The sequence below is a fragment of the Nocardia carnea genome, assembly GCF_029869215.1.
GTDB classification, from domain to species: Bacteria; Actinomycetota; Actinomycetes; order Mycobacteriales; family Mycobacteriaceae; genus Nocardia; species Nocardia carnea_B.
This window is the reverse complement of record NZ_JARWPM010000235.1, coordinates 1-7848: the sequence shown is the minus strand read 5'-3', so window position 1 is coordinate 7848 and position 7848 is coordinate 1. Positions and strand designations below refer to the sequence as shown.

6 protein-coding genes and 1 pseudogene are annotated in these 7848 nt (G+C 69.7%); 6 read left to right on the top strand and 1 reads right to left on the bottom strand.

What is annotated here, in order from left to right; translation table 11 throughout:
- Positions 1–1112, bottom strand: a 1112-nt coding sequence (locus tag QH276_RS16130; RefSeq protein ID WP_280406796.1) for a hypothetical protein, incomplete at its 3' end; no start/stop codon positions are given.
- 143 nt (positions 1113–1255) lie between these two features.
- On the opposite strand from QH276_RS16130, the gene QH276_RS16125 reads away from it, so the two are divergent.
- The 6 genes and pseudogenes from QH276_RS16125 to QH276_RS16100 form a co-directional block, all read left to right on the top strand.
- Positions 1256–2464, top strand: coding sequence for a DUF7373 family lipoprotein (locus QH276_RS16125; protein ID WP_280401164.1), 1209 nt, complete (start codon positions 1256–1258; stop codon positions 2462–2464).
- A gap of 302 nt (positions 2465–2766) precedes the next feature.
- Positions 2767–3936, top strand: coding sequence for a TauD/TfdA family dioxygenase (locus tag QH276_RS16120; RefSeq protein WP_280401163.1), 1170 nt, complete (start codon positions 2767–2769; stop codon positions 3934–3936).
- Positions 3908–4918, top strand: a complete 1011-nt coding sequence (locus QH276_RS16115) for an ornithine cyclodeaminase family protein (protein ID WP_280401162.1) — start codon at positions 3908–3910, stop codon at positions 4916–4918. Before QH276_RS16120 ends, QH276_RS16115 begins: the two co-directional genes overlap by 29 nt.
- Positions 4909–6285 (top strand): alanine racemase, encoded by a 1377-nt coding sequence (locus QH276_RS16110; protein ID WP_280401161.1) that lies wholly within the window; start codon positions 4909–4911, stop codon positions 6283–6285. Before QH276_RS16115 ends, QH276_RS16110 begins: the two co-directional genes overlap by 10 nt.
- A gap of 63 nt (positions 6286–6348) precedes the next feature.
- Complete coding sequence (locus QH276_RS16105; RefSeq protein ID WP_280401160.1) at positions 6349–7437, top strand: PLP-dependent cysteine synthase family protein; 1089 nt, start codon at positions 6349–6351, stop codon at positions 7435–7437.
- Positions 7437–7848 (top strand): annotated as a pseudogene (locus tag QH276_RS16100) (hypothetical protein); the annotation flags it as partial. The gene QH276_RS16105 and the pseudogene QH276_RS16100, both read left to right, overlap by 1 nt.

The window sequence follows — 7848 nt, the reverse complement described above, 5'->3', positions numbered from 1 at the left end:
CCGGCATCCCCCCGCGGGGGGGGGGCCCCCCCCGGGGGCGGGCGGGGGGGGGGCCCCCCGGCGGCCCCGGGTCCCTGCCCGGCCCGGCTCGCTTCCCCGGATTCGGGCGGTTGCCGGCCGCTGACCTCGGTCTCGGCGTGGTGTGGATCGGCGGCCGGTGCTTGCGCGCCGCCGGCCCGGCCGCCGGCGGGGTCGTTCGAGTCGGCGTCCGCGGCAAGGGTCGCCTGCTCGGAGAGTTGGACGCTGTCCACAGCGGAGCTCGCGGTAGCGGTCACCACATCATCCGGATCCGGCCGGCGCGGCGAGATGCCATGCCCCGGCCGCTCCCCGCCCGCGCTCGCGGGGGCATCGGCCGCCTGTGAGACCGGCGCTCGGTGGGGCGCTTCCGGAGCAGTGGGCGTTACGCCCGAGGACGAATTCGCCTGGCGCGCCGAGGGCTGGGTTTCGCGATCGTCGCGGACGGGGCCGGCCTCTGCGGTATCGGCCGGCTTGCCCAGTACGACTCCGCGCCTCCCGGCCGACGGTACCGCGCCCGGGCCGCGGTCCGCGGCGGCCCGCCGGTCCGGCGGTGACCAGGCGATCACCGCGTGCGCTTCCGCGATCCCCTCGACCAGCCGGCCGATCCCCCGGAGGCCGGGCAGTTCGGGCTCGGCGGCATCGTCGGCGGTGACGAGCGGATCGTCCGCGAACAGCGCGACCGCGCGGGACGGAACTGCCACGGCCCGATCGACGGTGAACACCGCGTCGCGACCGTGGAAATATTCGGTGTTCTCCCCCGCCACGACGGCGGTGACGGCGCCGTGCAGGAAGATCGCCACCCGATCCGGTCCGGCCGCGGACAGGATCCCGAAATCCACCGACGTTCCCGGAGTGGTGCGTTCGGCCCGCGCGGTGAGCCATCTCGTCGCCTCCCGGGCGATGGCGGCGCCCGGGCCGTCGGGGTGCCGCGCCGTCGCCTCGTAGACCAGCTCGGCCAGGCTCACCAGCGCCCGCACGGCCGGGGAGTCGGCGGTGGGCCGGCCCGGCCCGCGATGCACCACCAGCACCACCGCGCCCGCGACCCGCGCCGCGGCATGCGGGCCGGGCACCACCTCGACCTGCTGGTCCTGCATGCGGATCAATCTCCGCCGGGGCGCTGTCGCGGGTTGTCTGGCACCACACCAGGGTATGGCACGGCCGGTGGTCACCCTCCCCGAGATCGCGGCCGGTCGGGTAACTTCAAGGGTGCAGCTTCGATCGGAACGAGGGGCCGGCCATGCTTCGGACAACACGTCGCGGCGTCTTCACCGCGCTTGTCGCCCTGCTGGCAGCAGGGGTGTCCGGATGTAGCTCGGTGGCGGGCACGCCGGTCGCGGCGGAGATCGATGTGCGCACCCTCGAGGTCGGCGATTTCCCGGTCGACCGGTTCGGCTATCCCCAGGATGCGGGCGACCACGGCCCGATGCTGGAAGGCATCCGGATGTCGGAGGCGGTGGTGGCGAGCAGTCAGGTCGATCCGTCGCTGAAGTTCGGGCGCGGGTCGAAGGTCCTGCCGGACGCGGAGACCGCGGTGGATTTCCTGGCCAATGTATCCGAGCCGATTCTGAAGAACCGCCGGATGGTCGTCGGTTACGCGGCCAGCGGCGCCGACCGGGACGATCCGGAGGGCCAGACCCGGCCCACCCCCGACGCCACCGCGATCACGGTGGTGGCCCTGCGGTTCCCCGATTCCGAAAGCGCCGGGAAGGCAGCCGAGGAGCTGGAGGCGGCCGATATCGGCGTCTCGCCGGACAACCGGAAGCTGGAGTCGACGGAGCATCCGGAGGCGTTGCTGCACTGGCGGCCCGGTATCGCCAATATCGGCGCGTTCCTGGCACACGAACAGTTCGTGATCTCGCTGTTCGTCCAGCGCCCGAAGGCCGACAGCGATGATCTGGTGGCGTGGGTGGACAAAACCCTCACCGCCCAGCTGGCGCTGCTGGAGCGGTTCGAGCCCACACCGACGGCCGATATCGCGGATCTGCCGGTCGACCCGGAGAATCTGCTGGCGCGGGTGGTGGTCGCCGACCGGGAAGGCCATGAGCCGGATCCGGACAAATTCGCTGTCTACGGTCGCAACTATCTGCTCAATTCCGCCGACGACCAGCCCGACCGGGCGCGTTTGTTCGACGCGGCCGGTTTCGAACGGACCGCCTACGTGGACGGGAGTTCGGTGGCCCGGGTACGGGATCCGGCGGGCGCGCCGATTCTGGTGGACGGTTTCATCGAATCGGCCGGGCCCGCCTACGATCCGCTGCCGGCCCCGGCGGATGTGCCCGGCGCGAAATGCCTGCAACTCAACGACACCGGCGATCCGGAGCGCCAGTACCGATTCCGCTGTTTCGTCCCGTACAAGCGGTATGTCGGGGTGGTCTCCAGCGATAACGAGGCAGATATCCGGGAGAAGGCGGCGGCTCAGTACGCCCTGCTGGCGAACAGCCTCTGACTCCCTCGCCGGAGTGGTCGGCCGGGGCGTAAAGCATTGCGGCGCGGACCTTCTCACTCCCGGCGAGTCGGCCGGATTTTGCGGCTAGGGCAGGCTAGCCTTACCGTGTTCTGCGTCTCATCACCTCGGCCGCACCCGATGACCATACACCCGCCCACCTGTACGTTGAGTTTGTTATTCACAGCCGCTATCACACGCCGTAGTTAGGTAACCCTTGCCACGGCCGCGGCCACGCACTACCTTCGCACATCGACTCGTCCGCACCGGTACCGCGATCCACGATTCCGAGAAGGGAAACTTTGGTGAAAAGCGTTCTCTCCGAACGTAAAGCGCTTCACCCACCCAGCATCGACGATATCGAGCACCGTGAGTTACCCGGCACCGCCGCACAGGCGGTACGCGAACTGGCCGCTGAGATAGCCCTCACAGGGACCCCCGGACCCGGTGGGCCCGCCGGACCGCTGACCGACCCGGCGTTCCTCGAACGGATCGGCACCCGGGCCGCAGAACTGCCCGCCGAGGTGCGTACCGCGGTCCGCCCACCGGCGACCTCGGCCGGCGCCTGCATCGTGCGCGGGCTGCCGTTGTCCGACGACGAAATCGGGCCCACCCCACCGGATTGGCAGACCGCGGCGGTATGGAGCACCGATCCGAATCGCCCCGGTTGCTCGCTCGAACTGGATATCGCCCTGCTGCTGCTCGCCGCGGCGGCCGGTGAGCCCTTCGGCTGGGCAGGCCAGCAGGACGGCCGGCTGGTCAACAACATCGTGCCCGCCGCCGGGCACGAACTGGAGCAGTCCGGGGCGAGCAGCAGCGTGCTGCTCAGCCCGCACACCGAGGACGCGTTCCATCCGCTGCGCGCGAACCTGCTCATGCTGGCCTGCCTGCGCAACCCCGATCTGGTCGGTACCACGGTCTCCTCGGTGCGCAGGGTGCGGCTGACCGAGCCACAACTGGACACGCTACGAACCCCCACCCTGCCGATCCTGCCGGACGTCTCCTACGGCTCGGCGTTCGACCGGGCCGCCGCCGTCCCGGTCCCGACCCTGTGGTGTGAGGCGGAAGGCGCGGACGAACCGGCTTCGCGCACACTGCGTTTCGATCCCGCCTACACCCCGCTCGACGACGCCGGCCCGGAGTTCCGCGCCGCCTACGCAGAGTTGGAGCGCGAACTCGAACGTGTCTGTGTGGTGGCCGCGTTGCGGCCCGGCGAGTTGCTGCTGGTCGACAACGACGTCGCCGTCCACGGCCGGGTACCGTTCACCGCCCGTTACGACGGCACCGACCGCTGGCTCAAACGAGTGAACATCCGGCTACCCGAACGCCCGCGCCGCGCCGCCGAATCCAGGGAGAATGGATACGGTCAGCAGATCGTCGCACCCTTCGCACCGACGGCAACGCGGCCGGTGCGCGGGATGCGGGAAGAGCGGAACGGTGCAGTAGATGATCGAGGATCCGTTGGGCACACGTGACCGAGCAACCCCCCTGCGCGTACTGAGCCGCAGCGACCTGGCCGATGTGCCGATCGCCCCGGCCGCGGTGGTTCGCGCGGTGGAGGAGGCCTATATCGCCCTGGCCGCGGGCGATTCCGACAATCCACGCAAACTCAGCGTCGCCAATCCGGACGGTTGGTCGGTGGCCTACGCCATGTTGGGCCGCGACGGCCGGCGCCGGGTGGTGGCGATGAAGACGTCGTACAAATTCGATCCCGGCCACGACCGCACCACCAAGCGCTACTACACCACCATCACCCTCTACGACGACACCACGGGCGCCCCCATCGCGATGATGGACTGCTCCCGGGTAGGCGCGTTGCGTACCCCGGCCGTGTCCGCCCTCCTGGTACGCGAAACCGTCAGCCGGGAAGCGGATTCGGTGCTGCTCATCGGTACCGGCACCCAGGGCCGCAACGCGCTGCCACATCTGCTGGCCGCCAACCCGCAACTGCGCAAACTGATGCTCTACGGGACCCATCCCGAGGGCATCGAGGCCGTCCACCGGCAGCTCGCCGAGTACGCCCCGCATGCGCTGCTGCACACCGTGGACGACCCGTACGCCGCGGCGCGCACGGCCGATGTCGTGCTGGCCACGGCGGGGCCCGGAACCGAGGTGGCGATCGAATCAGAGCATCTGAAACCGGGTTCGGTGGTGGTGCTGGTGGGATACGGCCTGGCCCCCTCGACCCTGCGGGATGCCGATCGGGTGGTCGCCACCAGCGCCGAGCAGATGGCCCTCACCGGAACGGATATGGCCGATGAGAACGGCGATCTACGCCCGGTCGACGCGGAACTGCCGCAGATCCTGAGCCGCCGCGCGGTGGCCCGCCGGCGTGCCGACGAGCGGATCTTCGTCTACAACAGCGGGCTGGTGCTCACCGATATCGCGGTCGCCCACGCGCTGGCCGAACGGGCCGTCGCCGAGGGCCGCGGTACGGAGGTCGCGCTATGGGACTGACCGGAGCCGATGCCCCGGCCGGCGCCGGCGCCGATGCCCGCGGCGAGCACGCCGGGACAGTGGCGGCACCGCTGCCCGCGCACCGCGCCCCCTGGGAGGAACAGGTCCTCGGCGATCCGCGGCTACTCGGGGATATCGCGTTTGCGATCGGCGGTCCGTTCCATATGATGTACCCGCCGCGGGTGGTCGAGAACATCCGCGGTTTCCAGCGGGTTTTCACCGACACCGGTGTTTCCGGTGCCGTCTACTACGGCAAGAAGGCGAACAAGTCGGCGTGTGTGGCCCGGGCCTGCGCCACCGCGGACGCGGGCATCGATGTCTCCAGTACCGGCGAACTCGGTGCCGCACTGCGCCAAGGCGTCCGCGGGGTGGACCTGATGGTGACCGGTCCGGAGAAATCCGATGAACTGCACTGGCTGGCCGCCCGGCACGGCTGCCTGATCGCCGTCGACTCGCTCGGCGAGTTGAAACGGCTGGCCGCGCTGGATATTCCGGTCCGGATCCTGTTACGGGTATTACCGGCGGCTTCGGCCAGCAGATTCGGTATGCCGGCCGACGAACTGGATCAGGCCGTCACAGCGGCCGCCGAATACCCGGCGATATCTCTGCACGGCTTCAGTTTTCACCTTTCCGGATACGATCCGATACCGCGGGCCGAGCTGGCCGTCCAATTGCTCGACCGTCTTCGCGCGGCCCGGGCCCAGGGACATCCGGCGACCACTCTTTCCATCGGTGGTGGATTCGGGGTGGATTATGTTCGCGCCGAACACTGGTCGGCATTCCGGGAACAGGCGAGCCGCCGCTGGTTCCATTCCGGTAAAGCGTTCGCGTCGTATTATCCGTATTCCTTTCCCGCCGCCGGCCCGGCGATGCTGGCCGCCGTCCTGGATCACGGCGACCTCGCCCGGCAGCTACGGCAGACAGGCACGACGCTGGCCGTCGAACCGGGGCGCGCCCTGCTCGACCGGGCCGGGAGTACGGTATTCCGGGTGCAGGGTCACAAGACCCGGCACGAACACGGGCAGCCGTACCGGGTGCTGACCGTGGACGGTTCCAGCCTGAGCCTGTCGGAACAGTGGTTCGACAGCGAATACCTGCCCGACCCGGTGCTCTGGCCCACCGGCCCCGGAACACCGACCCCCACCGTCGTCGGTGCCGCCACCTGCCTCGAATCCGATATGCTCAGCTGGCGGCGGATACCGCTGCCGCGGGCGGGGGAAACCGGCGATCTGCTGATCTACCCGAATACCGCCGGCTACCAGATGGATTCCAACGAATCGCCCTTCCACGAATTACCCATTCCGCCGAAAGTGGTGCTTTCCCCGGCACCGGGCGACCGGTATCGCTGGGCGCTCGATCATTCCTGACCCGTGCGGCCGCCGGCTCCGGCCGCCTCGCACCGACCGCTCTCGACGCCCAGGAGTTCTGCCATGCCTCTCGTCACCCGCGTTACGGACCTGATCGGCCGCACCCCGCTGTTCGAATTGGCGACCACCGCATCCGGTACCCGGCTGCTGCTCAAACTCGAACAATTCAATCCGACGGGCGCCGCCAAGATCCGGATGGCACGCGCAATGGTGCTCGACGCGGAGCGCCGGGGTTTGCTGCGCCCCGGTGGGCATATCATCGAATCCACGTCCGGAAATACCGGGCTCGGCCTGGCAGTGGTGGCCGCCGAACGCGGCTACCGTTTCACCGCGGTGGTCGATCATCACGCGAGCAAGGACAAATTACGGGCTATGCGGGCAATGGGTGCCGACCTGGTCTTCGTCGCCGACGACGGTGACGACGCCCTCGCCACCTCCGCCCGCGAGGATCACGCCGCGGCCATGGCGGCGGGGCTGCCCGACGCGTATTTCACCGAACAGCACAACAACGACGCCAATGCCGTCGGCTATTACGCGGTGGCCGAGGAATTACTGGCCGAGGTGGAGCGGGTCGATATCCTGCTCTCCGCTGTGGGCACCGGCGGTTCCCTGTTCGGCACCGCGACCCGATTACGGCAACTCGGCTGCGTACCGCGGGTGATCGGGGTGGAACCGGTCGGCTCGATCGCGTTCGGCGGCCCCGGCGGGCCGTACTGGCAGTCGGGTACCGGCACCCCGCCCGGCGCCACCATCGGTACCGCCGTGGACTACGAGTTGCTCGACGAAGGCGTCAAGGTATCGGATATCGACGCGTTCGCCACCTGCCGCGCGGTATCGCGGCAACTCGGGCTGATGCTGGGCGGTTCGGCCGGCGGATCGGTGCATGCCGCGCTGACCAGGCTCGACGAGTTCCCCGCGGGTTCCACGGTGGTCACCATCGTCTGCGACGGCGGTGAGAAATACCTGGACACCGTGTTCGACGACGACTGGATGGCCGAACGCGATCTCCTCGACACCCGCGCCGAACGTGCGGTGCACACCCTCTTGACCCGTTATGCTCCCGCGGGCCGTGGTACACGGCCGGTGGACGAGCAGGACATCCACGATCACGACCATACGGAGGATTCGGACACCATGGTGCGGGCCCGGTGATCAGTACCCCCCTGTCACGCCATCGTCCCGACGGCCGGCGGCTCGCCGGCGCGGATGCCCGGCGGCTGGCCGCCCTGGCCACCCCGATCGCGCTCACCCAGCTCGCACAGGTCGCGGTATCGACCACCAACATCGCCCTGATGGGCAGCCTCGGCGTGCAGGCGGTGGCGGCCGGTGGACTGGCCCTGGTGCTGTTCAACCAGATCCGCACCATGTGCGTCGGCCTGATCACCGGCAGCGGGAACCAGATCGCCGCCGCGGGGGGGGGGGGGGGGGGTAAAAAGCACCCCCCCCCCCCCCCCCCGCCCGCGTGGGGGGGGGGGGGGGGGGGGGGCTGCTTCACGCGGCCCCCCCCCCCCGCGGCGGCGATCTGGTTCCCGCTGCCGGTGATCAGGCCGACGCACATGGTGC

What these genes read in the sequence shown, in the direction of transcription:
- QH276_RS16125 (WP_280401164.1), top strand. Translation starts at nt 1,256, where the DNA reads ATGCTTCGGACAACACGTCGCGGCGTCTTCACCGCGCTTGTCGCCCTG.
- QH276_RS16115 (WP_280401162.1), top strand. Translation starts at nt 3,908, where the DNA reads ATGATCGAGGATCCGTTGGGCACACGTGACCGAGCAACCCCCCTGCGC.
- QH276_RS16110 (WP_280401161.1), top strand. Translation starts at nt 4,909, where the DNA reads ATGGGACTGACCGGAGCCGATGCCCCGGCCGGCGCCGGCGCCGATGCC.
- QH276_RS16105 (WP_280401160.1), top strand. Translation starts at nt 6,349, where the DNA reads ATGCCTCTCGTCACCCGCGTTACGGACCTGATCGGCCGCACCCCGCTG.